We start from the raw sequence: 23,625 nt of genomic DNA on the forward strand, positions 1-23,625 counted from the left end.
TTGGCTCGTGAGCTCGGCGGCGCGCTGGGTATTGCCGTGCTGGGCAGCCTGCTGACCGCGACGTATCGCAATCATCTCCCCACCGCCGGGGCCGTCTCGGCGTTCTGCACCGGCCTGCACGTCTCCCTGACCGGCGCCGCCCTGACCATCGTTGCCACCGCGATAGCGGTGGCCGCGCTGTTACGCCGGCCCCACCGGCCCGGCCGCCACCGGCGGTCCCGCTCAGCCTGGCGTGGTCGGCAACGTGCGCGTGCCGGCTTCACCGCGGCGAGTGATCCGAAGCGCGTCGAGCTGTTCCAGCAACGGCACCGCGACTCGGCGGGTGGTTCCCAGGACCCGACGCGCCTGGCTCACCGTGAACGGCTGGGGCAGTGTCGCGAGGATCTCGGCCGCCCGCTCGAACGCGTCCGGACCGAGCATGACCGCGTCGGCGACCCGGGTCAGCCGGCCGGCGCGTACCGCCGCGGCCAGCTCACGCGCTCCGAGCCCCAGCTCACCCAATTCGTCGGCTTCCGGGGCGCGAAACGGTTCGGCGGCCAGCCGTCCTTCGAGGGTGCGCACCGCCGCGTCGACCCGCGCTGGCAGGCCCGTGCCGGGCGGTCGCACCAGCCCGTCGGCCACGTCCAGCCCGGTTCCCACCAGCAGCGGGGGAACCAGCTCGGCGGCAGGTAGTCCCACTTGCTGGCGCAGCGTTTCCAATGGCATCCCCGCCGCGACATCGTGGTCGGCGGCCCAGTGGGTGACCGTTGCCGCGGCGTGTTCGCGTCTGGCGGCCCACCACTGCGGATCGACCAGCCAATCGCCCACCCGCAATCCGGCGAGCGGCAGCCCCATCGCGCGCAGCACCGCGGCCCGCGCACACTGTGGCGGCCGGATCCGCCCGCCCGTCAGCTCCTGGGCCCGCTCGCGCGCCGCACCGCGCCGGCGCAGGCTGGGCGGGGCGACGTCGAGGACCTCGATTCCGGCCGCGATCCGATGTTGCCCGGGGTCGCGCAGCAGTCCGATGTCGCCGACCCGCAACGGCAGCGGCCGGCTCAGCCGCAACTGTGCCGCTTCGGCTCCCAGCGCGCGCACGTACACCGGCACCGCCGCCGAGCCGAGGTGCGCCACCAGCTCACGGTGCAGCTTGACCGCGGACCGCAGGGACACGTCGATCTCGGTGGTGTCCAGCCAGGCCCCCGGAGTGCGCACGGTATCGCCGCGAGCGATGTGCCGGCGATCGACGCCTCGCAGGTTCAGCGCGACCCGGGCCACCGCCGCGACCTCGGTGTGATCGCGGCCCAGCGATTGCAGGCCGCGGACGGTGACGCGCTGTCCGGCGTGTTCGAGTTCGTCGCCCACCCGGATGGTGCCGGCGCTCAGCGTCCCGGTGACCACCGTGCCCGCACCGCGGACCGTGAAGGCGCGATCGACCCACAGCCGCACATCGGCGTCGCGGTCGGGTTCGGGGAGCCGATCGGTGAGCGCGAGCAGTTTGGTGCGCACCTGGTCTAACTCGGTGCCCAGCGCGACAAATGGGTCAGCCATCGATGTGGTGGCGAACCGTTCGGATGCCGCTCGAATGGCCGGACCGAGGTCGGCCAGATCGGCCTTGCTGATGACCAGCAGCGCGTGCCGAACCCGCAGCGCATCGAGGGCGGTCAGATGCTCCTCGGACTGCGGCATCCAGCCCTCGGTGGCGGCCACCACGAACAAGACCGGGCTATCCGGCGGCATCGCCCCCGAGCCGCCGAGCATGTTGGTGACGAATCGTTCATGGCCCGGTACGTCGACGAATGTCAGCTGGCGCCCATCCAGCTCGGTCCAGGCAAAACCCAGATCGATGGTCAGCCCACGGCGCTGTTCCTCGGCCAGCCGGTCCGGCCACATGCCGGTGAGCCGGTGCACCAACGTCGACTTACCGTGGTCGACGTGCCCGGCGGTGGCTATGACAAACACGCCCGCACCGCTGCCAACAGCAGCTCGTCCTCCTCGGGAGCCACGGTACGCAGATCCAGCAGGCACCGGCCGGCCTCGAGGCGGCCGACGACCGGCGGGCTACCGGTGCGCAATGTCGCCGCATAGGACTCGGGCAGGCTCAGCCCGGCGCTGGGCAACTCGACACCGGGGGCCCCACCTCCGCCGACGGCCGCGATGCAGTCCACCGCCGTCGCCCCCACGCTCTGGGGCAGCTGCGCGATGATCCGCTGGACCCGCGCGCGCAGATCGGTCAGGTCGGCGCCCAGCGCTTGGGCGACCGGCGTCGGCGGGCCCACCACGGTGGCTTCCAGGGCCGCGGGCGTGAGTTTGTCCACTCGCAGGGCCCGCGCCGCCGGATGGCGGCGTAGCCGTTCGATCAGGTCGGCATCGCCGAACAGCAGGCCGGCCTGTGGGCCGCCGAGCAATTTGTCACCGCTGGCGGTGACCAGGTTGGCGCCGTCGCGCAGCATCGTTGTCGCATCCGGCTCGTCGGGCAGCAGTGGATGTGGCGCCAACAGCCCTGACCCGATGTCGACCACCAGCGGGGCGTCCAGCTGCGCGAGTTCGCCGACGCCGACCGCCGAGGTGAACCCGGTGACGTGGAAGTTGGACGGATGAACCTTGAGTACAAAGCCGGTGTTCGGGCCGATCGCCTCGGCATAGTCGCGCAGGCTGGTGCGGTTGGTGGTGCCGACCTCACGCAGCCGCGAACCCGTGGACGCCAGCAGTTCCGGGATGCGGAAGCCGTCACCGATTTCGACCAGCTCGCCGCGGCTGAGCACGATTTCCTTACCCGGGGCCGCCAGCGTGAGGGCGGTCAGCAGCAGGGCGGCGGCGTTGTTGTTCACCACGTGCACGCCCGCCGCGCTGGGCACCGTGCGGGCCAAAGCGGCCAGCGCGCTGCGGCCGCGGCGGGCACGCCGGCCGGTGGCCAGATCGAACTCGACGTCGGTGGCCCGGCCGGCGGTCACCACCGCGTCCAGTGCGGCCCGCGATAGCGGCGCTCGCCCGAGGTTCGTGTGGACCACGACGCCGGTGGCGTTGATGGCCGGCCGCAAGCTCGATGCCGTGCCGGGAAGCGCGTCGATCGCGTGCTCGGCGACTTGGTCCGGCTCGATCTCGCCGGCGCGGGCGCGCTGCTGGGCCTGCAGAATCACCGATTTCACCAGGGTGCGCCCGAGCGTGCGCTGGGCCTCGGCCAGCTTGGGATGGGCGAGCAGCACGTCGGTGCGCGGCACCGCGCGGCGCCGGTCGCTGCCGTCACCCATGGCGATCGGCGCGGTGGCGGAGGCGGACGGGAATCGAACCCGCCAACGGCAGCAGCTGTCGCTCGACGGTTTTGAAGACCGCGCCGGTCACCAGACCGGAGACGCCTCCCTGGGCCATAGCGACAATTATGGGAATGGTGACAGACCAAGGGACTTACCGACTGACTCAGTACGCCCATGGCGGCGGGTGCGCCTGCAAGATTCCGCCTGGCGAGCTGGAGGAGGTGGTTCGGGGCCTGGGCGCGGCCGCGCCACGTGATCCGGTCGGCGAGCTATTGGTCGGGCTGGAAAGCGGTGACGACGCGGCCGCGGTGCTGATTGCCGAGGGCACCGCGCTGATCGCCACCACCGACTTCTTCACCCCGGTCGTCGACGATCCCTACGACTGGGGCCGAATCGCCGCCACCAACGCGCTTTCGGACGTGTACGCGATGGGCGGACGGCCGGTGGTAGCGGTGAAGCTGTTGGGATGGCCGCGCGATGTGCTGCCCTTCGAGTTGGCGACCGAGACACTGCGCGGTGGCCGCGACGTCTGCGCCAGCGCGGGTTGTCATCTCGCCGGTGGGCACAGTGTCGATGACCCGGAACCCAAGTACGGGCTTGCCGTGACCGGGATCGCAGACCCGAATCGTCTGTTGCGCAACGACTCCGGTAGGCCAGGAACTCCGCTTTCGCTGACCAAACCACTCGGAATCGGGGTGCTGAACAGTCGGCACAAGGCCACCGGGGAGCGCTTTGCGCAAGCCATTGACGCGATGACCACTCTCAACGCCGACGCGGCCGCCGCCGCGGTGGCCGCCGGCATCGAATGTGCAACCGACATTACGGGTTTCGGGTTGCTCGGGCATCTGCACAAGCTGGCGCGGGCGAGCGGGGTCACCGCAGTGATCGACTCGACCGCGGTGCCCTACCTGGACGGGGCGCGCCAGGCGCTGGCCGCCGGATACGTCAGCGGCGGCACGCGCCGCAATCTCGAGTGGGTGGGCCCACACGTCGACCTGTCCGCGGTCGATGAGTCCGAGGCGTTGCTGCTCGCCGACGCGCAGACCTCCGGTGGGCTCCTGATCGCGGGGGAGATCCCCGGTGCACCCGTCATCGGGGAGCTGGTCGCCCGCGCCGACCACACCATTGTGGTGCGCTGAGTTTGCGCGCCTGACGCTAGTTTGCCCGGTGCCGACCTGGGTAACCCGGTATGTGGTTTCGGCCGAAACAGTGCGGTCTTGACGTCTTGGTCTGCAGCGGCCACTTCTCGCCAACCGTTGCTGCACGCATTACGGGCGGCCTCGGGCTGACAACCAGGGCAAGGCCATGACCTATGAAACCTATGAAGGAGTATTCACATATGTCCGACGAATTGAACGGCAAGAGTATTGCCATGCTGGCCGCCGACGGAGTCGAGAAAGTCGAACTCGAGCAACCGCGCGCCGCCCTGCTGCAAGAAGGCGTGCGGGTCGAGGTGCTGTCGCTGCAAGAAGGTGACATCCAGGCCCGTGACCACGATCTCGAACCGGCGGGCAGATTCGCGGTTGACCGTCCGGTGCGGACCGCGTCGGTCGCCGAATTCGACGGTTTGGTGCTACCGGGCGGAACGGTGAACCCGGACAAGCTTCGGATGGACAAAGCTGCGGTCGATTTCGTCCGCGACTTTGTGGAATCCGGAAAGCCTGTTGCGGCAATCTGTCACGGTCCCGTGATGCTGGTGGAGGCCGGTGTGGTCCGAGGGCGAACGATCACCTCATATCCGAGTATTCGCACCGACCTGCGCAATGCGGGTGCCAACGTGGTCGACGAAGAGGTCGTGGTTGACGGCAATCTGATGACCAGTCGCTCACCGCCGGATCTACCGGTGTTCTGCGCGGCGATCGTCAAGCAATTCGCGGCCGGGGCATGCCACTGAAATTGGGTGCGCGAGTGTCGGACACCGCCGCTAGTATCGAATGTATGTTCGAATCGATGGGGGCGGCCACGCGCACCGACCACCCCTGTGATGCGCTCGCCGAGCGGCGCCAGTTGCGCACCCCGACGGCAGAGTCGGTGGGTTGGGTGCAGCGGATCGGTGCGGCCGCGCGGGCCGAGAACCGCGCCGCGGCCGCGCAGCTGATCGAGATCGGGCAATTGTTTGCCTACCGGCTGTCGCGGTGTTCGGAGACCGAGGACTGGGCGGTCGACACCATGGAGGCGGTGGCGGCGGAGGTGGCCGCGGGGCTGCGGATCAGTCAGGGTTTGGCGGCCAGCCGGCTGCGCTATGCCCGGGCCCTGCGTGAGCGGCTGCCCAAGACCGGCGCGGTATTCGCGGCGGGTCAGATCGACCTGCGGGCGTTTCAGACCATCGTGTTCCGCACCGATCTGATCGTTGACCCGCAGGTGATGGCCGCCGTGGATGAGCTGGTGGCCCTCAACGTGGGGCGGTGGCCATCGATGACGAAGGCCCGTCTGTCCGGACAGGTCGACGCCATCGTGGCCCGCGCCGATGCCGATGCGGTGCGCCGCCGTAAGGAACGCCACGCCGACCGGGAGATCTGGATAGGGCAGGACGCGGATGGAATCTCTCGCATCGACGGCAGCATGTTCACCATCGACGCGCACGCCTTGGACCGGCGGCTGTCGGCGCTGGCGGCCACGGTGTGCGCGCAGGATCCCCGCAGCCGGGAACAGCGGCGCGCGGGTGCGCTCGGGGTGCTGGCCGCCGGTGGAGACCGGTTGGGATGTCGCTGCGGGCTCCCGGACTGTGCGGCCGGTGCCCGGCCCGCTGCCCAGTCGGTGGTGATCCATGTGATCGCCGAACGGGCCACACTCGACGGCGACGGCGGGGCTCCGGCCTGGGAGGTGGGGGCTGACGGACTTGTCACTCCGGAATTGGTTGCCGAGCTGGCGAAGTCGGCCAAGCTGGTGCCGCTGCGTCACCCCGGCGATGTCCCGCCGGAACCGGGATATGTGCCCTCGAAGGCGTTGGCGGACTTCGTGCGGTGCCGGGATCTGACCTGCCGTTGGCCCGGCTGCGACCAGCCCGCGCTGAACTGCGATCTGGACCACACGATCCCGTACGCGCAGGGCGGGCCCACTCACGCCTCGAACCTGAAGTGCTACTGCCGCACCCACCATCTGGTCAAGACCTTTTGGGGCTGGCATGACCAGCAACTGCCCGACGGAACCCTGATCCTCACCTCGCCGGCCGGACACACCTACGTCACCACCCCGGGTAGCGCCCTGCTATTCCCCAGCCTGTGCCGTTCCACCGGCGGACTGCCGGCAGCCGAGGTCGACCCACCATCGGACTACTGCGACCAGCGCAGCGCGATGATGCCTCGACGTCAGCGCACCCGGGCACAAGACCGCGCCCGCCGCGTCGCCACCGAACGTCGTCAGAACCACCACGCCCGCAGCACCCAGCCGGGCGGGCAAGCCAGATCCGCCGCGCCGCCGACGCCGCCGCAGCCCGAGCCCCAGTCCCATCCACCGCCATTCTGAAACCCCCGGCTGCGGTGCGTCAGTCCTCCGCGGGCAACCGAAATGTCATGTCGATGGCGGTGCCGCCCGGACTGTTGTCGATTTCCACTTCATCGCTGATGGCCCTGATCAGCGTCATGCCTCGACCGCCGTTGCCCGGGCCGGCCGCGGGCTTCTTCCAGGAACCGGAGTCGACGACCCGGGCGTGAATTGCCCCGTCGGCGGCTTCAACGTCGAGCAGCATCGTCCCCACGCTCTGCCCGCGATAGGCGTGCTCGATGCAGTTGGTGCACGCCTCGCTGACCACCAGCACAATGTCACCCGCCTGCTCGTCGGGAACTTCGGCGGCCTGCAGCCACGACAGCAACTGGCGCCGAACAATAACCAATTGGTCTGGGGTAGCACTGGTTTCAATCCGCAGCGGCCCGTGCTGGTACCGATAGGCCACCATCGCGACATCGTCGTCGTAAGCCCCGGTGGGGGCCAGCTGACTCAGCACCGCGTCGGCGACGGCATCGATCGGCAGCATCACGGAGTCGGCCACCACATCGGCCACCCGGCCCAGCCCCTCGTCAATCGACTCGTACCTTCGCTCGACCAAGCCGTCGGTAAACAGCAGCAGCGTCGACCCTGGCGGCAGCACCTGAGTCGCTTCGGGTCTGGGCTCCACCCGGCGCACCGCCAGCGGCACGGACCGGGCATCGGTCAGCAGGACGGGCCCGGACTTCGGCTCGGCCAGCACCGCGGGCATATGGCCGGCATTGCTGTAGTCGAGGATGCCCGATTCGGTGTCCAGGATGGCCAGGAACACCGTCGTGCAATAGGCATCGGGAATCAGCGATGCCGCCGCGTCGAGTTGTTCGAGCAACAGCGCCGGTTGTGCACCGGTGAGCAAGAGTGCGCGCGCCGAACTGCGCAGCTGGCCCATGATCGCGGCGGCCGGCAACCCGCGCCCCACGCAGTCGCCGACGACAATGCCGATGCGGTGCTCACCGATCGGCAATACGTCGTACCAGTCACCGCCGATCTCGCGCGGCGGCACCGCGGGCTCATAGCGCACCGCAAAACCGGGCGGTGGTTTCACCGGCGGCAGCATGGCCCGTTGCAAGGTCAACGATGTTTCCCGGGCGCTCTCGAACTGCCGGACGTGCCCGATCGCCAGGCTGAGGTGAGCGACGAGGACCGTGACCAGCAGCCGATCCTCGGCGGTCACCCAGCGCGGTGCCCCAAGTTCCAGCCACAAAGCGACGTCCGCGGTGCCGGAGAGCACCGCGACCAGCCCCTGTGCCCTGCCCGGGGAGTTTGGCCACTCGATCGGTCTGGCGGTCAGCGGGAGTTGGGCACGGGCGCCCAGGAACGTCTCGCGCAGCTGCGGATCCAGGGCACGCCAGGACGATTCCGCCGGCTCCCCGGCGACCTGCACGGTAGGTTCGCCGTCACTTGGTGGCCACATCACCGCGACCACACGTTGCACGTCGACCGCGGTACGGCACTCGTCCAGGGTGATCGAGAGCACCTCGGAAACGCTCTTGGCTACGCTCACCGATGTTGCCAATCGCAGAACCGCGCTTTCCCGGGCGGCGAAGGCGCGTTCGGTCGTGATGTCGCGAACGGTGCCGACGTAGACGTCCCGGTCCGAGCCGGATCCGTGAACCGCGTTGATACTCACCGCAACCCAGGACAGATGGCCATCTTGATGGCGAATCGGTGTTTCGTAGTCGGCGCTGCCCTCATGTCGAACCCGCTCTTGCTGTTGTGCCGCGGATTTGCGGTCCACCAGCCACGGGTGTGGCCACCGGTAGGGCAAGCCTTCCGCCGGATAGCCCAGGATCTCGGCGAAGGCGTTGTTCATGTCGATCACGGCGCCCTCATGGTCGGCGACGAAGAACCCTTCCTGTAACGAGTTCACCAGGGCGCTGCGGAACTTGTCGCGGTGCGCGAGATCCTCGGCGCGGGCCCGCTGCTCCTCGTAGCGTTTGGTGCCGTCCAGAAATCCGCGCGTCGCAACGTCCAGCGCGGCCAATGTCTGCAGCAAGAACTCCAGCGCGACCGACCGGTCGGACCCAGGGTTCGGCGAGATTTCGTCGAGCAGCCGGAAGTGGTTCTCGATGATGTCGAGAATGCTGATCTGTTCCTGCAGGGCCCGGCGGCCGAACTCATGCCCGACGGCCAGACTGTTCTCGTCGCGGGTGTCCAGATACGCGCGCAGCGCGTCGGCGTACTGGGTCTGGAACGCATCGACGGCGCTGAAGTCTCCGGTCTCGGTCATGTCGATACGCCCCGGTGGCGTGCGGCGAGGACAAGGGCGTCGTCGTTTTCTTTGGCGTGCTTGACCAGAATCTGTTCGGCGATCACCGGGGCGGACGCCGCAAAATCGATGTGATCCAGGTAGTCCTCGGCGACGCCGCCGCTGGCTATGACCAGGAGATCGCCCGCGCGCATGGGAACCATTTTGGCCGGGGTGATCTCCGGGATCCGGTAGCCGACAATGCCGGGGGTCAGTCGCACGCTGGATCGGACCTGCACGCCGCTTACCGCCTTGGCGACCAGGTTGGCGCTGACATTTCCCACCCCCGTCCACACCAGTTTGCCGGTGGGCAGATCAATCCTGGCCAGGGTCATCGCGACCCCCCTGCTGCCGGTCAGGACCCGATGACAGAGCTGGATCAACACCTCGAGACGTTCGCCGCGCGCATTCTTGACCACCTCGACGGCCCGCAACGCGGCGCTTTCGGCGGCCGAGCCGTGCCCCAGCCCGTCCATCACCCCGAAGAGTGCGGAGTCGTCCTCGGTCTCGACGGCGATCGGCTGGTCGCCGAGAGCGTGCTCACCGGGCCGCGGGCGACCGGCCGTCGCCCACTCGATTGGCCCGAATCGGCCACTATCACGCACGAGGCGGAACCCATTTCCACATCTCGACGATCGTTCCGCGGCCTACCACAGACTCCACGATCAACCGGTCCATCAGGCGCCGCGCTCCCGGCAAGCCCATGCCCAGCCCGCGCCCGGTCGAGTAGCCGTCCTCCATCGCGCGCTCGATGTCAGCGATGCCGGGACCGTCGTCTTCGGCGCGCACCACCAGGGCCTTGCGGCCCTCCCGGTCCTGCACGGCCACCCGAACCGCGCAGCGACCGGCATAGCTGGTGATATTGCGCGCGATTTCGGAGATCGCGGTGGCGATCATGGTGACGTCGGTCAGCGAGAATCCGAGGTCGAGGGCGAGTTGATGACCGGCTTTTCGGGCGGTGACGATGTCGTCGGGATGGTTGATCCCGACCACGCTCTCATCCGCCACCGTCGGGCCCGATCGTCGACTTCCGTAGTCCCAGTTGCTTGTTCAGCAGCGCCACGCCCTCTTCGAGGTCCAGGGCGGTTTTCATGTCGTCGAAGGTCAGGCCCAATTGGACCATTGAAAACGCGACTTCTGGCTGCAGGCCCACGATCACGGTGGTAGCACTACGCAATCGGGTCATGTGGGCGATGGTCTGCAACGAACGCGCCGCGAACGAATCCATCACGTCGATGGCGGTCACGTCGACCACAATGCCCTGGGCGCGAAAGCGGCTGACCCGCTCCATGAGGTCATGCCGGAGGCGTTCGGTGTCGCTGTCGGTCAGTGCGGACTGAACCGTCGCGATCAGAATCGGACCCTGTTTCAAGATCGGTACTGGCATGACAAACCCTCGATGGCTCGACCTGTGCGGACTAGTCGTCGGTGCGAGTGACTGCGTAGCCCAGCAGCCGCTCGGCTTCCTCTATTCCCCCTTGTAAATCGCCCACGGCATTCATCTTCGAAAGGTCGAGTCCGATGGTCACCAGCGTCAGTGCGATCTCGGAGGACAAGCCGGTGATGATCACGTTCGCGCCCATCAATCCGGATGCGTCGACGGTTTGGACCAGGTGGTTGGCCACCGTCGAGTCGATGGCGGGCACCCCGGTCACGTCGATGACCACGACCTTGGCGCGGTTGGCCCGGATGGCCCGCAGCAGTTGCTCGGTGACCTGTCGGGCGCGCTGACTGTCCAGCACTCCGATGATCGGCAGAATCAGCAGTTGCTCGCGCACCTGCAGCACGGGCGTGGACAGCTCCCGGATCGCCTCCTGCTGCTGTCGGATGATGCGCTCATGCTCCTGCACGAAGCTCACCGCGACGGTGTTGGCGATGCGGTTGGCCGCCGGTTCGTAAGCGTCCAGAACTCGGCTGAGCATCTCGAAGTCCGTCTGATACTTCTCGAACAGCGAGCGGGCCAGCACGTCGCGCAGCAACAGGACGATGCCGACGACCTCATCGGTTTCCACGCCCCTGGGAATGATGCGTTCGGAGAGATCACGTGCGTAGGCCTGCAACGCCTCGACGCTTCCGGTCTCGAGCACCTCGACGTAGTTGTCGTACACCGCGGTCGCTTCGGAAAAGATCTCGTCGGGCGTCATCGCCGTGAGCAGCCGCGCCTCGGTGATGCTGCGGGCCCATTTCTCGCGCAACGCGGTTCGATTTTGCCGCAGATGCTCGACCAGCTGCGGCAGCAAACCTTCGCTAGACACGCCGATCGGCCCAGAGCTGGTACTGATGCTGCTGCTGAAGACGGACGGCGAATCTGACATTTGGCCTCCCAAGTGCCGCGCCGCGCTCCGCAGGGCGCTGGTCATATGGCGAGACTAGCCTGGAGGCCGCTGTGGAACGCGTTGAGGTCTTCTTCTTCTCGCAGTTCGTGAGGCAGGTTAGGCTTGCAGCACACCGAAGGCTCGGACAAAGGACCGCCATTGTCAGCTCCCGATTCGATCACCGCCGTGGTCACCGATCACGATGGAGTCACCGTGCTCAGTATCGGCGGCGAAATTGATTTGGTTACTGCTCCGGCCCTCGAAGAAGCCATCGGCGCTGTCGTTGCCGATAACCCGACGGCGCTGGTCATCGACCTTTCCGGGGTGGAGTTCCTCGGCTCGGTGGGGCTGAAGATCCTGGCCGCGACCTACGAGAAGCTCGGCACTGCGGCCGAGTTCGGCGTGGTCGCGCAGGGGCCCGCGACCAGGCGGCCGATTCACCTGACCGGTCTGGACAAGACTTTCCCGCTCTACCCCGCCCTCGATGACGCATTGACCGGCGTGCGGGACGGCAAGCTCAACCGCTAGCGCCTGCTTTTCGCTTCGGCTACTTGCGTTTTCGGGCACCGAGGGTTCCCTCAGGTGCGATGATCACGAACATGGATGTCGATCATCCGGAACGAGATCAACGCTGGGATTACCGTCGGCGGCGGGAAACCGAACTGGAACGGCTCGACCGCAACTGGACCAGCCTGCTGCAGGAGCTGCGGGTGGTGCAGACCGGGGTTCAGCTGCTGACCGGGTTCCTGCTGATGCTGCCGTTCCAGCAGCGCTTCGAGGTTCTGGGGCTACACACGGTGTATTTGGCGACGGTGGCGTTCTCGGTGGGCGCGACGATCTTGTTGGTCGCCCCGGTGGGCATGCACCGGTTACTGTTCCGGCGACACCGTCTTGTGGTGCTGGTTTCGGCGGCACATCGCTGCGCCTATGCCGGGTTGGTCCTGCTGGGGCTGGCTTTGACCGGGGTTACCGCCCTCATCTTCGATGCGGTGTCAGGACGTACCGCGGCCATCATCGCCGGGTCGTGCGCGCTGGTACTTTTTGCGCTCTTCTGGGTGCTGGTCCCGCTGCTGCTGCGCACCCGCGACGTGCAGCTTCCCGACTACTGATCGTTTCCTTGCGTGTGAGTTGTCGCCTTGGTGGGTAATTTCCGGTTGAGCTACCGGTCTCAGGGGGAATAGAAGAAGCAAGGGCAAGATCCGGGGAACGGCCAGTTTGGGGCTTGGCTGGCCGAATGGAGAAGGGGGAGCGACCATCTGGGGCGCAGACGCCGGCGGGGCCGGAATGAAAAATGCGGAGGGCGCAGCAGTCCAGCGATGTGGGCCGCTGATGGCGCGCTCCGGAATGGATTGAGCCGGTGCGCGCGGGTACGTCGTTACGGTGGAATCGCTGGTCAAGGGTGGGGCGCTTCCGCTACATCGCTCGTGATGATCGCTGGGAATGGTCAGATGAGCTGGCTCGGATGCACGGGTATGAGCCGGGTCGGGTCAGGCCGACCGCCGATCTGCTGGTTGCGCACAAACATCCCGATGACAAAGCGGTCGTCGCTGAACTGGTAGACCAGGTGTGTCGTTATGGAAAGCCATGCAGCAATCGGTTTCGCATTATCGATACGGGTGGCGTCGTACACATCGTCGTGGTGCTGGCGAATCCGCTCTATGACGGTCACGGGTCGCTGGCCGGCACTGCCGGGTTCTATGTCGACATCACCGAACAATATGAGGTCGACATGCAAAAGCGGTTGACCCAAGCGGTCACCGCGGTCAACGCCCGAAGGGCGGTCATCAATCAGGCCATCGGGATGCTGATGCATGAGTACCGGCTGGATGCCGAGTCCGCTTTCCAGGTGCTGGCCAAGTGGTCGCAGAAATCCAACACCAAGCTGCGGCTGTTGGCCGAGCGTGTCGTCGGCGACCCCGACGGGCGAAACGTGCTGCTCAACGAGGCCGCGGACACGGTCGGGGAACTGCTGCGCGCCGCCCGCAACGGGCATGGTTAACCTGTTGCAGTTCAGCGACATCACAGCCGGCGTATAGACCAGTCTCAGATTGGACTATGCGGCTATAGTGTCCATAGGATATGTAAGCTGCCCGTCGATGTGCGCTGCCCATGGTCCGCGTTTGATCGTCCCTGCTGGGAGTGAGCATGATTTGCACCGGGAATAGCGTTGTGCGGGTTGATGACCGGCTGGAGTCGGCCCCCGGCGAGACCGCCACGAGCGTGTCGGGCTTGGTTGCGGCAGGTGTTTGGGTGATCGGCCTGGTGATCGGCCTGATCGCGTTGGGAATCGGGCAGGTGGGGATCGCGTCCACAACGCTCGGCGTTGCGATTGTGGCCCCCTGGCTCGGGCTGGCTGCGGCGTCGCGCAGCCGCCGCACTCCGGCGCGCGTACGCGCCTAGGTGTGGCCCGCGGCCGATCGGGGTACTGCATGTGCCACGGGTAATCACATCCGGTGTGTAGCCCGGTCACTCTGCAGGAAGGACCGCCGATGCCGGCCGCCAGCGATTACGATGCCCGCCGCATACCCGATTCCGACGCCGCCGATCCGTCCGGCCTGCGCGAGCTGGCACCCACTTTGCCGAGGTCGTCGACCGCGACCATCGATGCCGTCGACGACGACCCCAATGCGGCGCCCGTCTTCGAACCCCCGGGTGCGGATCTGTCCGGCGAGGAACTGTCGGTCGCGGTGATTCCGCAACGCAGCGACGAGTTCATCTGCTCATGCTGCTAATTGGTGCAGCATCGCAGCCGGTTGCGCAGTTCGATCGGTCAGCTCCCGGTCTGCGCCGACTGTGTGTGATTCTTGACCCCGCGGTAGGCGCCGTGTTGGGTCGTTAGGGTGCCTGCATCCGCTCCCTCGGCGCGCACACCGCCGGCTCTGCGCCGACCGCCCGGCCTACCTGCCCCGCGCCGCTTGCGTACGGTGTTCGCCGCCGCCTACGCGGTCGCATATCTGGTTGGTGGCGAGCGGCGAATGCTGCGATTGATCCGGCGCTACGGGCCGATCATGACGATGCCCATCCTGAGCCTGGGAGACGTGGCGATCGTCTCGGACCCGGCACTGGTCAAAGAAGTCCTCACCGCGCCGCCCGACGTGCTCCTGGGCGGTGAGGGAGTGGGACCCGCGGCGGCGATCTACGGGGCGGGTTCGATGTTCGTCCAGGAAGAGCCCGAACACCTGCGGCGGCGCAAGCTCCTGACGCCGCCACTGCACGGCACGACGCTGGGCCGTTACGTGCCGATCATCGAGGAGTCCACCCGCGCGGCGATGCGCGATTGGCCCGTCGATCGTCCCTTTGAGCTGCTTGGGGCGGCCCGGGCGCTGATGTTGGATGTGATCGTCAAGGTCATCTTCGGTGTCGACGATCCCGACGAGGTGCGGCGGCTGGGCCGGCCTTTCGAACGCCTCCTGGACCTTGGGGTTTCCGAGCAACTGACCGTCCGCTATGCGCTGCGCCGAGCGGGAGCGTTGCGGGTATGGCCACAGCGGGCGCGCGCCTACCGGGAGATCGAGGACGTCGTCATGCCGCTGATCGCGCAGCGGCGCAGTGACCTTGGCCGCACCGAACAGCGCGACATCCTGGGGCTGCTGATCAGCGCCCGGGGCGATGACGGTGAGCAACTGTCTGACCAAGAGATACGTGACGACCTCATCACGTTGATGCTGGCGGGCCACGAAACCACCGCGACGACGCTGGCATGGGTTTTCGACCTGCTGCTACACCATCCCGATGCGCTGCGGCGCGTCCAGGAGGAGGCCGAGGGCGGCACGGAAACCTTCACCACCGCGGTGATCAACGAGACGCTGCGGGTCCGGCCGCCAGCCCCTTTCACGGCCCGCGTTGCTGCGCGCCCGTTCCGGCTCGGGGGCTACCTCATCGACCCCGGCACCCGAATCGTCGTCCACATGATCGCAATCAACCGCAACCCCGACGTGTATGAGCAGCCGAACCGGTTTCGTCCCGAGCGGTTTCTGGGCACGCGGCCGCAAACCTATGCCTGGGTTCCGTTCGGCGGGGGCGCCAAACGCTGTCTGGGCGCCGCTTTCTCCATGCGGGAGTTGGTGACCGTGCTGCACGTGTTGTTGCGGGAGGGGCAGTTCACGGCCGTTGACGAGGCGCCCGAGCGCATCGTGCGGCGCTCCATCATGCTGGCCCCCCGCCACGGCACCCGAGTGCGCTTCCGGCCCCGGCTCCAAGAATCCTTTTAGAACCCTCCAAGCGCGGGCCCCGAGTCTGGTGAAGCAACGGAACCGTCCGCCATGAAGGGAACAGCAGCCATGACCACCATCGACCTGCAGTCCGCATCCGCTTCGCCGGCGGCGCCGGTCCGCGAGACGAACGTCTATGCTTCGGCCGCGCTGGCTTTCGGCATGGTCGGTGCGGTCGTTTTGAGCGTCATCTGCGCGATCGCCGCGCTGGTCGACAGCAAGAAATCGGATCAGGGCCGAGCCGAGGCGATCGCCGGCCTGGTCATGTCGGCAGGCTGGGTCGCGGTGCTATTCGCACTGGCCCACTGGCATGTCGTCTAGCGGCTAAGAGCCGAGACAGACCTGCGATGACCTGAGTCGGGGTGGCGGGATTCGAACCCACGGCCTCTTCGTCCCGAACGAAGCGCGCTACCAAGCTGCGCCACACCCCGCTTGAAGCCACGACAGCCTATCGCACCGGCCCACCAACTCACTAAACAGCTGGCCAGAGGCTAGTTCCAGGCGCACGAGCGCTCGAACTCGACCAAGGCCTGGGCCGGATCGGTCGGATCCAGCCCCTGAGCGCTGACCCATTCGTCGTTGAAATAGGTCTCGGCGTAGCGATCGCCACTGTCGGCGAGCAAGGTGACCACCGAGCCGCTGCGGCCGTCGGCGACCATCTCGGCCAGCAGGCCGAACGCGCCCCACAGATTGGTGCCCGTGGACGGACCCACCCGACGGCCCAGAACGGCGCTCACGTGGCGTGCTGCCGCGATTGAGGCGGCATCGGGGACAGAGACCATACAGTCGACCACACCGGGCAGAAACGACGGCTCAACCCGCGGGCGGCCGATGCCCTCGATCCGAGAAGACTTGGGCATCACGATGTCGTAGCGGTCCTCGGCGTAGGCGGGGAAGAACGCGGAGTTCTCCGGGTCCACCACGCACAGTCGGGTCGTGTGCCGGCGGTAGCGGATGTAGCGCCCGATCGTCGCGCTGGTGCCGCCGGTGCCCGCCCCCACCACGATCCATTCCGGAATGGGGTGCTGCTCCTCGCCCATTTGGGCGAAGATGGACTCGGCGATGTTGTTGTTGCCGCGCCAGTCGGTGGCACGCTCGGCGTTGGTGAACTGGTCCAGGTAGTGGCCGCCGGTTTCCTTGGCGACCCGCTCGGCCTCGGCGTAGACCTGGCTGGAGTTCTCCACGAAATGGCACCGGCCGCCTTGCGCCTCGATCAGCGCAATCTTGGAGGCGCTGGTCGCGGCCGGCATCACGGCGACGAACGGCAGACCCAGCAGGGCCGCGAAATACGCCTCGGAGACGGCCGTGGAACCCGAGGACGCCTCGACGACCGTGGTGCCCTCGCCGATCCAGCCGTTGCACAACGCGTACAGGAACAGCGACCGAGCCAGCCGGTGTTTGAGGCTGCCGGTGATGTGAGTCGTCTCGTCCTTGAGATACAACTCGACGTTCGCGTCGTTGCTCCACGCCGAGGGCAGCGGGTAGCGCAGCAGGTGTGTGTCGGCGCTGCGGCGGGCGTCTGCCTCGATCAGCCGGACAGCATTGTCCGTCCAATCCCGGGCCAGACTGCGGACCGCAACGCGAGCCTGCCCGCTCAACGGATCGACATGGTTGGTTGGGAGCGGTCCAGGTTGCTGCTGGAATCTCGGCCGCCCATCGGGGCGGCGATCAGCGTCAGCAGGGTCGCCTCGGGCCGGCAGCAGAAGCGAACCGGGGCAAACGGGGACGTGCCGATCCCGGCCGAGACGTGTAGGCGCATGTTCGCGCCCCACTGGGATGCGCCCTTGGCCCGGGTGCGATCCAGCCCGCAGTTGGTTACCAGGGCCCCGTAGAACGGCAGGCACAGCTGCCCGCCGTGGGTGTGGCCCGCCATCACCAGCTGGTAGCCGTCGGCGGCGAAGCGGTCCAGCACCCGGGGCTCCGGAGAGTGGGTGAGCCCCAGCCGCAGGTTGGCGGCCGGGCTCGCCGGGCCCGCGATCGCGTCGTAGCGGTCCCGATTGATGTGCGGGTCATCCACCCCCGCCGCCGCGATGTGCAGGCCGGCCACCTCGAACTCGCGCCGGGTGTGGGTGAGGTCGAGCCAGCCGCGCTCGGTGAACGCCGCGCGCAGATCCTGCCAGGGCAGGGGTTCGCCGCGAACCCGGTGGCCGGGGTTGATCAAGTAGTTCGCGGGGTTCTTCAGGCGCGGCCCGAAGTAGTCGTTGCTGCCGAAAACGAACACCCCCGGCCGGGACAGCAGGTCGCCCAGGGTTTGCACGACCGCGGGCACCGCCTTGGGGTGGGCCAGGTTGTCTCCAGTGTTGACCACCAGATCGGGCTCCCAGCTGGCCAGCTCGCGCAACCAGGCTTGTTTGCGTCGCTGGTTGGGCAGCATATGAAGGTCACTGAGGTGCAGCACGCGCAGCGGCGTGGAGCCCGGGCTCAGGACCGGCATCGTGACCTCGCGCAGCACGAACGCGTTGCGTTCGATGAGCGAGGCATAGCCGATCCCGGCGACCGTCGTGCCGAGTGCTACGGCACTGCCGCGCAGTAGGACGGATGCGGCCCGGTGCCGGCCGCTAAGCGGCCCGGGGAGCAGCTTGGTGATCGGTGGTTGGGCATAAGCCATGCAGGCAGGATACTGCCGGTTGCCGACTGCTCGCTCGTGCCGCCACCAGATCCCCCGGGGAGGCCCTCGGGAGGCCCTTAGGGAGGCGGCGGTGCCAGCAGCGGAATCGTGATCGGCGGCAAGCCGGGAATCTCCACGACCTGCGACCCGACCGGGGGCGGCGGTTCACCTTCCGGCGGCGGCGGCGGTGCCGGCGGGATGCCGTTGCTGATTTGGATCGTGATGATCGACCCGGGGATGGTCTGGCCGCTCGGGGAGGTGCCGACCACCTCGCCGTATCGGGCGCTGCTGTTGACCGCGTTGGGTTGATCGGCGACCTGGAATCCCGCGTCCTTGAGGCGCTGGCGTGCCTGGTCCACGTCCAGACCCGCCACGCTGGGTACCCGAGAGCCGGGCGCGCCGTCCACATAGCGCGGATCGGTGGGCGGCAGCTGCACCTCGCCGAAGTCGGTGGCGATCGGCTTCAGCGCGGTGAACCAGGTACGGGCCGGCTCTTTGCCGCCGTACAGGTCGCCGTTGCCGCAATGGCGCAGCGGCCCCGAACACAGATCCGTCGGATTGGTCGAGTCGTCGTAGATGTAGTTCGCGGCCGCGTACCGGTTGGTGAAGCCGACGAATCCGGCCGACCGGTGGGCCTCGGTGGTGCCGGTCTTACCGGACACCGGCAGGCTCCAGCCGGCCGCGCCGGCCGAACCCGACGCCGTGCCGCCGCCCACCGCGTCCTTGCTCATCGCGTTGGCCAGCGTGTTGGCCAGGCCCTCGGGCACCACCTGGTCACATGTTTCGGTGGTGACGGCAACCTCGTTGCCGTTGCGGTCGATCAGCTTGTCGACCGGGTTGGGTGGGCACCACACGCCACCCGAGGCCAAGGTGGCCGCGACGTTGGACAGTTCCAGCGCGTTGACCTCGATCGGGCCCAGGGTGAAGGAACCGATGTTCTGGCGCTTGACGAAGTCGGCCAGACTCTCGTTGCTGTCCGGGTTGTAGTCGCGGGCGGTGCCGGGATTGGCGTAGGAGCGCAGTCCGAGCTTGATGGCCATGTCCACGGTGCGCGACACACCGACCTGCGAGATTAGCTTGGCGAAGGCGGTGTTGGGCGAGGTGGCCAGCGCGTCGGTCACGCTCATGGAACCTCGGTAGTTACCGGCGTTGATCACGCACCAGGTGTCCTTGGGGCAGCCCTTGGCCCCACCGCTGCCCATGCCCTTGCCCTGGAACCGGCCCGGTACGTCGAGTTGGGCATTGATGCCCATGCCCATGTCCAGGGCGGCGGCCGTGGTGAAGATCTTGAAGATCGACCCGGCGCCATCGCCGACCAGGGAGAACGGCTGCGGTCGCATGGTTTCGCCGGCGTTGATGTCCAGGCCGTACTTACGGTTGCTGGCCATCGCGAGCACCTGGTGAGACTCCTTGCCAGGCTTGATGACGTTCATCACGCTGGAGATGCCGGGCAGGGTCGGGCTGGCGAACTTGTCGATGGCCGCCTTGACCGGGACCTGGACGTCGGGGTCCAGCGTGGTGCGGATCAGGTAGCCGCCCCTGGCCAGCTGTTCCTTACTGATTCCGGCGCGCGATAGGTACTCCTGGACGTAATCGCAGAAGAAGGCGCGATCGCCCGCGGCGATGCAGCCCCGGGGCAGCTCATTGGGTTGCGGCAGGATCCCCAGCGGCTCGGCCTTGGCGGCGCGCAGTGCGTCGGCCTCCGACGGGATGTTTTGGATCATGGTGTCGAGGACCAGGTTGCGCCGTGCCAGCGCACCGTCGGGGTTGGTGTAGGGATTGAGCGTGCTGGTGGACTGCACCATGCCCGCCAGCAGCGCGGATTGCTGCCAGTTCAGCTCCGAAGCGTTGATGCCGAAGTAGGTCTGGGCTGCGTCCTGCACGCCGAATGAGTTGTTCCCGAAGGACACCAGATTCAGGTAGCGGGTCAGGATCTCGGGCTTGGTGAAGGTCTTGTCGAGGGTGAGGGCCATGCGGATCTCGCGCAGCTTGCGCGCCGGGGTGGTTTCGACGGCCGCCCGCTTCTCGGCGTCGGTCTGGGCCGTCACCAACAACTGGTAGTTCTTGATGTACTGCTGCTCGATCGTGGACCCACCCCGGGTGTCGAGGTCGCCCGAGGCGTAGCCGGCCAACCCGGTCAGGGTGCCTTTCCAGTCGACGCCGTTGTGTTCGGCGAAGCGCTTGTCCTCGATCGAGACGATCGCCAGCTTCATGGTGTTGGCGATCTTGTCGCTGGGGACCTCGAAGCGGCGTTGCGAATACAGCCACGCGATCGTGTTGCCCTTCGCGTCGACCATGGTCGATACCGCGGGGACTTCGCCCTGCAGCAGCTGCGCCGACCCGTTGGCCACTACTTCGGAGGCCCGGTTGGACATCAGACCGATGCCGCCGGCAAAGGGAAACATCAGCGCCGCGGCGACGATGCTGGCGAGCAGACAGAACCCTGAGAGCTTGAGCAGGGTGAGTGCGGCCGGGGGACGCTCGGACATGCGTACTACAGTAGCGGCCCCCTTGTCACGCCTCCGCGCCGCGCGATCGAAAAAAACTTTTTGCCCGAGGTGGGCCGGCGTGTCGCCGGGTGGAGAGCCAATATTTGCGCTCGCGTCACAGGTCAGGGGCAAAAACGGGGACCAAGGCGGACTGTTTCCCCCGGCCGATTGGCACAACTCGGGACGATCGTCCCAAAAAATCCGTTATCGGACTGTTGCGCAATTGCCAGCTGACCACCTAACTTACATACGCAGTGAGATTCAGGTAACACCGATGTGGACAGTGTGTCGTTCGTCGCAACATCGGCTGGTACCCGAGGTGGGCGGTCGCGTAAGCGGCTGGGAGGAAGGGATCAGCTCGTGTCGGGAATTCGTCCTGTTGATGGAAGGGCAAACCTAACGTCGGCTCAGAACCTACTGAGCACTGGCGAGGCTGAAGAACGGATCAACTGGGTATCAAAGGCGCTCTGCCGGGCTACCGACCCGGACGAACTCTTTGTTCGTGGTGTCGCACAGCGCAAGGCCGCGGTGATTTGCCGGCACTGTCCGGTGATGCAGGAATGCGGCGCCGACGCGCTCGACAACAAGGTCGAGTTCGGCGTCTGGGGCGGCATGACCGAGCGGCAACGCCGGGTGCTGCTCAAGCAGCATCCCGAGGTGGTCTCGTGGTCGGACTACTTCGAGAAGCGCAAGCGCCGCAGCGTCGGATAGAGCGCACGTGACCGGGGGGTCAGCGCAACGGCGGGCAGTCCCTTCCTGATTACTTTTTTGTTACACGCGCCGGTTGGATGCACTCTAATTGTCTTGTGCCCAATAGGAACTGGCTTGTGCCCAATTGGCCCGACCGTCGCGGTCGGTCCTAACGGGCTGGCGTAGCGCCCCCGCCATTGCCGGCGGCGGTGATCTGATCGGCGAGTGCGCGCAGGGCGTCCAAGTCGGAAACGTCGAATGGCAGCGACGGCACGCCGATGATCGGCACATGCGGATTGGCCCCGGTGAATCGGGACAGCAACCGAATCTCGCGCTTGGCTGTCTGTGCCCGGTCGGCGTGGATGCGCAGCACCGCCGCCGTCAGCGCGGCCGTCTCCGAATCGGCGTGCTCCTCGTCCAAAGTTTCGGTTGCGTCGATGGCCCGTTCGACCGGCAGCCCGCACAGGGTCGGATGGGTGCGGTTCAACACCAGTCCGGCCAGCGGCATGCTTTCTTCCGAGAGTCGGTCCACAAAGAACGACGCCTCGCGCAGCGCGTCGGGTTCGGCCGCCGACACCACCACAAACTGGGTGCCGCGGCGCTTCAGCAGGGCGTAGGTCCGGTCGGCCTTCTCCCGAAAGCCGCCAAAGGTCGCATCCAGTGACTGCACAAAATCGGCCGCATCGCCGAGCATCCTCGAACCGAGCACCGTCGACATGGCCTTCATGGCCAGGCCCATCACGCCCGTCAACAAGCGGCCAATGCCTCGGCCGGGAGCGAGCAGTAGCCGCCACAGGCGGCTGTCCATGAAGCTGCCCAGGCGCTTGGGTGCATCCAGGAAATCAAGAGCATTGCGCGACGGCGGGGTGTCCACCACCACCAGGTCCCACCGGTCCTGGGCCAGCAGCTGTCCCAGCTTTTCCATTGCCATGTATTCCTGCGTGCCGGCAAGGGACGTAGCGACGGTTTGATAGAACTGGTTATCCAGAATCGATTGTGCCCGTTCGGATCCGGAGTACTGGATCACCATTTCGTCGAACGTTCGGCGCATGTCGAGCATCATCGCGTGCAGCTCACCGGAGACCTCGGGGGCCAACGGCACTCGTTGGGGCACGTTGCCGAGATCATTGACGCCCAGCGCCTGTGCCAGTCGCTTGGCGGGGTCGATGGTCAGGACGACCACGGTGCGGCCATATTCGGCCGCTCGCAACGCGATCGCCGCAGCGGTGGTGGTCTTGCCGACGCCTCCGGCCCCGCAGCACACCACCACACGGTTGGCGGTGTCGGCCAAGATGGCCGCCATGTCAAGAGTTTTCGGCACGCTACTCATCGAACCCCCTGCTGTGCAAGTGATTCCGAAAGCTCGTACAAGCTGCCCAAGTCGACTCCATCGGAGATTGTCGGTAGTTCCAGTCGCGCCACTTGCAGGGCGTCGAGTTGCTGCGCCGTCTCGGCACGCGCGGTGATTCGGGTCGCGTGTTCGATGGTTTCGGTCAGCAGCCCGGCGAAATCGGCATCCGCGAGCTCAATTCCGGCCATTGCCAGCCCGGACCGCACCGAGTCCGCGTCAACGTCTCCCTCGGCGGCCTTGGCGAGGTCCCCGGGATCCAGATAGGCCGGAATATTTCGGTTCACGATCACGCTGCCGATCGGCAATTCCATCTCGGCCAGTTCTTCGATGGCTTCCAGCGTCTCCTGCACGGGCAGCGCTTCCAGCAGGGTCACCAAATGGATGGCGGTCTGGTCGGAGTGCAGCAGGTTCACCACGCCCTCGGCCTGCGAATGCACCGGCCCGCCCTTGGCCAGGTCGGAGACGGCCTTGGTGACGTCGAGGAAGCGCGCGATCCGGCCGGTCGGGGGCGAATCGACAACGATCGCGTCATAGACCGGCAGCCTGTTTTTGTCGACGCGGACCACCGTCTCTTTGATCTTTCCGGTGAGTAGCACGTCACGCAGGCCGGGTGCGATCGTGGTGGCGAATTCGATGGCACCGATCCGGCGCATTGCCCGGCCCGCGATGCCCAGGTTGTAGAACATCTCGAGGTACTCCAGGAAGGCGGCCTCGATGTCAATCGCCAGTGCATTGACCTGACCGCCACGTTCGGCGGTCGCGATCTTGACTTCTTGGTATGGCAGCGGCGGAACGTCGAAGAGCTGCGCAATGCCTTGGCGCCCTTCGACTTCGACGAGAAGGACCTTGCGGCCCCCCGCTGCTAGGGTAAGTGCGAGAGCCGCCGCGATCGTGGACTTTCCGGTGCCGCCCTTGCCGGTTACAAAGTGCAAGCGGGCCTTCGACAAGCGCGATGGCCACCCGACGGAACCGCTGCCGCTAGATGTGTTTGCCACCATCG

22 protein-coding genes, 2 tRNA genes and 1 pseudogene are annotated in these 23,625 nt (G+C 66.9%); 11 read left to right on the top strand and 14 right to left on the bottom strand.

Annotation, left to right across the window (positions count from 1 at the left end; all coding sequences use genetic code 11):
- Nucleotides 1-222: 222 nt before the first annotated feature.
- The 3 genes from SHTP_RS01240 to SHTP_RS01250 all read right to left on the bottom strand — a co-directional run bounded on the left by SHTP_RS01240 (nucleotide 223) and on the right by SHTP_RS01250 (nucleotide 3,336).
- Entirely contained in the window at nucleotides 223-1,938 is a 1,716-nt protein-coding gene (locus SHTP_RS01240) for a selenocysteine-specific translation elongation factor (RefSeq protein WP_096369540.1), read from the bottom strand.
- Nucleotides 1,926-3,227, bottom strand: coding sequence for an L-seryl-tRNA(Sec) selenium transferase (gene selA / locus SHTP_RS01245; RefSeq protein ID WP_096369541.1), 1,302 nt, complete (start codon nucleotides 3,225-3,227; stop codon nucleotides 1,926-1,928). The genes SHTP_RS01240 and selA overlap by 13 nt, the downstream gene beginning before the upstream one ends.
- A gap of 14 nt (nucleotides 3,228-3,241) precedes the next feature.
- Nucleotides 3,242-3,336, bottom strand: a tRNA-Sec gene (locus SHTP_RS01250).
- Nucleotides 3,337-3,355: 19 nt separating this feature from the next.
- Here SHTP_RS01250 and selD point away from each other — a divergent pair.
- The 3 genes from selD to SHTP_RS01265 all read left to right on the top strand — a co-directional run bounded on the left by selD (nucleotide 3,356) and on the right by SHTP_RS01265 (nucleotide 6,695).
- Nucleotides 3,356-4,369: a selenide, water dikinase SelD gene (gene selD, locus SHTP_RS01255; RefSeq protein WP_096369542.1), complete on the top strand. Its 1,014-nt coding sequence runs from the start codon at nucleotides 3,356-3,358 to the stop codon at nucleotides 4,367-4,369.
- A 200-nt stretch (nucleotides 4,370-4,569) separates the two neighbouring features.
- The gene (locus SHTP_RS01260; protein ID WP_096369543.1) at nucleotides 4,570-5,124 is read left to right on the top strand and encodes a type 1 glutamine amidotransferase domain-containing protein; all 555 of its coding nucleotides are present in this window, start codon (nucleotides 4,570-4,572) and stop codon (nucleotides 5,122-5,124) included.
- A 44-nt stretch (nucleotides 5,125-5,168) separates the two neighbouring features.
- Nucleotides 5,169-6,695, top strand: coding sequence for an HNH endonuclease signature motif containing protein (locus SHTP_RS01265; protein ID WP_096372255.1), 1,527 nt, complete (start codon nucleotides 5,169-5,171; stop codon nucleotides 6,693-6,695).
- A gap of 19 nt (nucleotides 6,696-6,714) precedes the next feature.
- On the opposite strand, the gene SHTP_RS01270 is transcribed toward SHTP_RS01265, so the two are convergent.
- From SHTP_RS01270 to SHTP_RS01290, 5 genes are read right to left on the bottom strand one after another with little or no spacing between them, the layout of a single operon-like run.
- The gene (locus SHTP_RS01270; protein ID WP_096369544.1) at nucleotides 6,715-8,943 is read right to left on the bottom strand and encodes a SpoIIE family protein phosphatase; all 2,229 of its coding nucleotides are present in this window, start codon (nucleotides 8,941-8,943) and stop codon (nucleotides 6,715-6,717) included.
- The gene (locus tag SHTP_RS01275) at nucleotides 8,940-9,566 is read right to left on the bottom strand and encodes a SpoIIE family protein phosphatase (protein WP_096369545.1); all 627 of its coding nucleotides are present in this window, start codon (nucleotides 9,564-9,566) and stop codon (nucleotides 8,940-8,942) included. The genes SHTP_RS01270 and SHTP_RS01275 overlap by 4 nt, the downstream gene beginning before the upstream one ends.
- The gene (locus SHTP_RS01280) at nucleotides 9,559-9,969 is read right to left on the bottom strand and encodes an anti-sigma regulatory factor (RefSeq protein WP_096369546.1); all 411 of its coding nucleotides are present in this window, start codon (nucleotides 9,967-9,969) and stop codon (nucleotides 9,559-9,561) included. The genes SHTP_RS01275 and SHTP_RS01280 overlap by 8 nt, the downstream gene beginning before the upstream one ends.
- On the bottom strand, nucleotides 9,959-10,348 hold the full coding sequence (locus tag SHTP_RS01285) for an STAS domain-containing protein (RefSeq protein WP_096369547.1): 390 nt from the start codon (nucleotides 10,346-10,348) through the stop codon (nucleotides 9,959-9,961). Before SHTP_RS01285 ends, SHTP_RS01280 begins: the two co-directional genes overlap by 11 nt.
- 31 nt (nucleotides 10,349-10,379) lie before the next feature.
- Nucleotides 10,380-11,276, bottom strand: a complete 897-nt coding sequence (locus tag SHTP_RS01290) for an STAS domain-containing protein (RefSeq protein ID WP_096372256.1) — start codon at nucleotides 11,274-11,276, stop codon at nucleotides 10,380-10,382.
- A gap of 159 nt (nucleotides 11,277-11,435) precedes the next feature.
- Between SHTP_RS01290 and SHTP_RS01295 the strand changes: the two genes are divergently transcribed.
- The 7 genes and pseudogenes from SHTP_RS01295 to SHTP_RS01325 all read left to right on the top strand — a co-directional run bounded on the left by SHTP_RS01295 (nucleotide 11,436) and on the right by SHTP_RS01325 (nucleotide 15,808).
- Complete coding sequence (locus SHTP_RS01295; RefSeq protein ID WP_085981947.1) at nucleotides 11,436-11,804, top strand: STAS domain-containing protein; 369 nt, start codon at nucleotides 11,436-11,438, stop codon at nucleotides 11,802-11,804.
- A gap of 71 nt (nucleotides 11,805-11,875) precedes the next feature.
- On the top strand, nucleotides 11,876-12,385 hold the full coding sequence (locus SHTP_RS01300; RefSeq protein WP_012396694.1) for a DUF6328 family protein: 510 nt from the start codon (nucleotides 11,876-11,878) through the stop codon (nucleotides 12,383-12,385).
- Nucleotides 12,386-12,738: 353 nt separating this feature from the next.
- Complete coding sequence (locus SHTP_RS01305) at nucleotides 12,739-13,275, top strand: PAS and ANTAR domain-containing protein (protein WP_231991687.1); 537 nt, start codon at nucleotides 12,739-12,741, stop codon at nucleotides 13,273-13,275.
- 251 nt (nucleotides 13,276-13,526) lie between these two features.
- Nucleotides 13,527-13,676, top strand: coding sequence for a hypothetical protein (locus SHTP_RS28270; protein ID WP_231991688.1), 150 nt, complete (start codon nucleotides 13,527-13,529; stop codon nucleotides 13,674-13,676).
- An 89-nt stretch (nucleotides 13,677-13,765) separates the two neighbouring features.
- Nucleotides 13,766-14,077: pseudogene (locus tag SHTP_RS01315) on the top strand (DUF4193 domain-containing protein).
- Nucleotides 14,078-14,116: 39 nt separating this feature from the next.
- A complete protein-coding gene (locus SHTP_RS01320) occupies nucleotides 14,117-15,487 on the top strand; it encodes a cytochrome P450 (RefSeq protein ID WP_096369548.1) in 1,371 nt (456 codons plus the stop codon).
- Nucleotides 15,488-15,556: 69 nt separating this feature from the next.
- Nucleotides 15,557-15,808 carry a hypothetical protein gene (locus SHTP_RS01325; protein WP_020726850.1) on the top strand — a complete coding sequence of 84 codons (252 nt, stop codon included), beginning with the start codon at nucleotides 15,557-15,559 and terminating at the stop codon, nucleotides 15,806-15,808.
- Between the two features lie 36 nt (nucleotides 15,809-15,844).
- Here the strand turns inward: SHTP_RS01325 and SHTP_RS01330 are convergent.
- The 4 genes from SHTP_RS01330 to ponA2 form a co-directional block, all read right to left on the bottom strand.
- Nucleotides 15,845-15,918 (bottom strand) — tRNA-Pro (locus SHTP_RS01330).
- A 60-nt stretch (nucleotides 15,919-15,978) separates the two neighbouring features.
- Nucleotides 15,979-17,085 (bottom strand): L-cysteine desulfhydrase Cds1, encoded by a 1,107-nt coding sequence (cds1, locus tag SHTP_RS01335; protein WP_012396688.1) that lies wholly within the window; start codon nucleotides 17,083-17,085, stop codon nucleotides 15,979-15,981.
- Nucleotides 17,082-18,095 (bottom strand): metallophosphoesterase, encoded by a 1,014-nt coding sequence (locus tag SHTP_RS01340; RefSeq protein ID WP_011741888.1) that lies wholly within the window; start codon nucleotides 18,093-18,095, stop codon nucleotides 17,082-17,084. Before SHTP_RS01340 ends, cds1 begins: the two co-directional genes overlap by 4 nt.
- Before the next feature lie 77 nt (nucleotides 18,096-18,172).
- The gene (gene ponA2 / locus SHTP_RS01345; protein WP_096369549.1) at nucleotides 18,173-20,584 is read right to left on the bottom strand and encodes a transglycosylase/D,D-transpeptidase PonA2; all 2,412 of its coding nucleotides are present in this window, start codon (nucleotides 20,582-20,584) and stop codon (nucleotides 18,173-18,175) included.
- 360 nt (nucleotides 20,585-20,944) lie between these two features.
- Here ponA2 and SHTP_RS01350 point away from each other — a divergent pair, with 360 nt between their 5' ends.
- Nucleotides 20,945-21,295: a WhiB family transcriptional regulator gene (locus SHTP_RS01350; RefSeq protein WP_096369550.1), complete on the top strand. Its 351-nt coding sequence runs from the start codon at nucleotides 20,945-20,947 to the stop codon at nucleotides 21,293-21,295.
- A gap of 148 nt (nucleotides 21,296-21,443) precedes the next feature.
- On the opposite strand, the gene bagB is transcribed toward SHTP_RS01350, so the two are convergent.
- Both bagB and bagA read right to left on the bottom strand, forming a co-directional pair.
- Nucleotides 21,444-22,604, bottom strand: coding sequence for an ATPase BagB (bagB, locus tag SHTP_RS01355; RefSeq protein WP_096369551.1), 1,161 nt, complete (start codon nucleotides 22,602-22,604; stop codon nucleotides 21,444-21,446).
- Entirely contained in the window at nucleotides 22,601-23,623 is a 1,023-nt protein-coding gene (gene bagA / locus SHTP_RS01360; RefSeq protein ID WP_012396684.1) for an ATPase BagA, read from the bottom strand. The genes bagB and bagA overlap by 4 nt, the downstream gene beginning before the upstream one ends.
- Between the last annotated feature and the right edge of the window lie 2 nt (nucleotides 23,624-23,625).

The sequence above is a fragment of the Mycobacterium ulcerans subsp. shinshuense genome, assembly GCF_002355775.1.
GTDB classification, from domain to species: domain Bacteria; phylum Actinomycetota; class Actinomycetes; order Mycobacteriales; family Mycobacteriaceae; genus Mycobacterium; species Mycobacterium marinum.

What these genes read in the sequence shown, in the direction of transcription:
- selA (WP_096369541.1), bottom strand. Translation starts at nt 3,227, where the DNA reads ATGGGTGACGGCAGCGACCGGCGCCGCGCGGTGCCGCGCACCGACGTG.
- selD (WP_096369542.1), top strand. Translation starts at nt 3,356, where the DNA reads ATGGGAATGGTGACAGACCAAGGGACTTACCGACTGACTCAGTACGCC.
- SHTP_RS01260 (WP_096369543.1), top strand. Translation starts at nt 4,570, where the DNA reads ATGTCCGACGAATTGAACGGCAAGAGTATTGCCATGCTGGCCGCCGAC.
- SHTP_RS01265 (WP_096372255.1), top strand. Translation starts at nt 5,169, where the DNA reads ATGTTCGAATCGATGGGGGCGGCCACGCGCACCGACCACCCCTGTGAT.
- SHTP_RS01270 (WP_096369544.1), bottom strand. Translation starts at nt 8,943, where the DNA reads ATGACCGAGACCGGAGACTTCAGCGCCGTCGATGCGTTCCAGACCCAG.
- SHTP_RS01285 (WP_096369547.1), bottom strand. Translation starts at nt 10,348, where the DNA reads ATGCCAGTACCGATCTTGAAACAGGGTCCGATTCTGATCGCGACGGTT.
- SHTP_RS01290 (WP_096372256.1), bottom strand. Translation starts at nt 11,276, where the DNA reads ATGTCAGATTCGCCGTCCGTCTTCAGCAGCAGCATCAGTACCAGCTCT.
- SHTP_RS01300 (WP_012396694.1), top strand. Translation starts at nt 11,876, where the DNA reads ATGGATGTCGATCATCCGGAACGAGATCAACGCTGGGATTACCGTCGG.
- SHTP_RS01305 (WP_231991687.1), top strand. Translation starts at nt 12,739, where the DNA reads ATGCACGGGTATGAGCCGGGTCGGGTCAGGCCGACCGCCGATCTGCTG.
- SHTP_RS01325 (WP_020726850.1), top strand. Translation starts at nt 15,557, where the DNA reads ATGACCACCATCGACCTGCAGTCCGCATCCGCTTCGCCGGCGGCGCCG.
- SHTP_RS01340 (WP_011741888.1), bottom strand. Translation starts at nt 18,095, where the DNA reads ATGGCTTATGCCCAACCACCGATCACCAAGCTGCTCCCCGGGCCGCTT.
- ponA2 (WP_096369549.1), bottom strand. Translation starts at nt 20,584, where the DNA reads ATGTCCGAGCGTCCCCCGGCCGCACTCACCCTGCTCAAGCTCTCAGGG.
- bagB (WP_096369551.1), bottom strand. Translation starts at nt 22,604, where the DNA reads ATGAGTAGCGTGCCGAAAACTCTTGACATGGCGGCCATCTTGGCCGAC.
- bagA (WP_012396684.1), bottom strand. Translation starts at nt 23,623, where the DNA reads ATGGTGGCAAACACATCTAGCGGCAGCGGTTCCGTCGGGTGGCCATCG.